Source organism: Neobacillus paridis (genome assembly GCF_016765675.1).
GTDB classification, from domain to species: Bacteria; Bacillota; Bacilli; order Bacillales; family Cytobacillaceae; genus Neobacillus; species Neobacillus paridis.
This window is the reverse complement of the sequence record NZ_JAESWB010000196.1, coordinates 1-509: the sequence shown is the minus strand read 5'-3', so window position 1 is coordinate 509 and position 509 is coordinate 1. Positions and strand designations below refer to the sequence as shown.

1 protein-coding gene is annotated in these 509 nt (G+C 68.6%); it reads left to right on the top strand.

Annotated features, from left to right (window positions below):
* Window positions 1-509: glycosyltransferase family 39 protein (locus JK635_RS28500; RefSeq protein ID WP_202654698.1), on the top strand; the 509-nt coding region annotated here is incomplete at both ends.

Sequence of the window (509 nt, the reverse complement as noted above, 5' to 3'; positions counted from 1 at the left end):
CCGGGCGAGGGGCCGCTGGCCTTCTGGCTGGGCGCCCTGTTCATCCGCCTGTTCGGCTGGCTGCTGGGCGATGCGCTGGCAGCCCGTATTTCCACCATCGGCTTTTTCCTGATCGGCGCGCTGTCGGTCTGGTATTCGACTTACCTGCTCGGCAGGCGTGGCGAGACCCAGCCGCTGCGCCTGGCCTTTGGCGGCCAGCCGGAAGCGCGCGACTACGGCCGCACGCTGGCCGATGGCGCCCTGCTGATCTATCTCGCCTGCCTTGGCCTGCTGCTGCGCAGCCATGAGACCACCGCCGAGGCGCTGCAGGTTTCCATGATCGGCTTTGCCATCTATTCCGCGGTGCGGCTATTCGAGTCGCAGTCGCTGCGCTCGGCCATGGTGCTGGGCGTGACGCTGGGCCTCCTGGTCCTGACGCGCGGCTGGCTGGTGCCGATGGCATTCTGGAGCGCGCTGGTGCTGGTCTCGCCAAGGCATGGCGACCAGCTGCTGCAGCGCCTGGCGCTGGT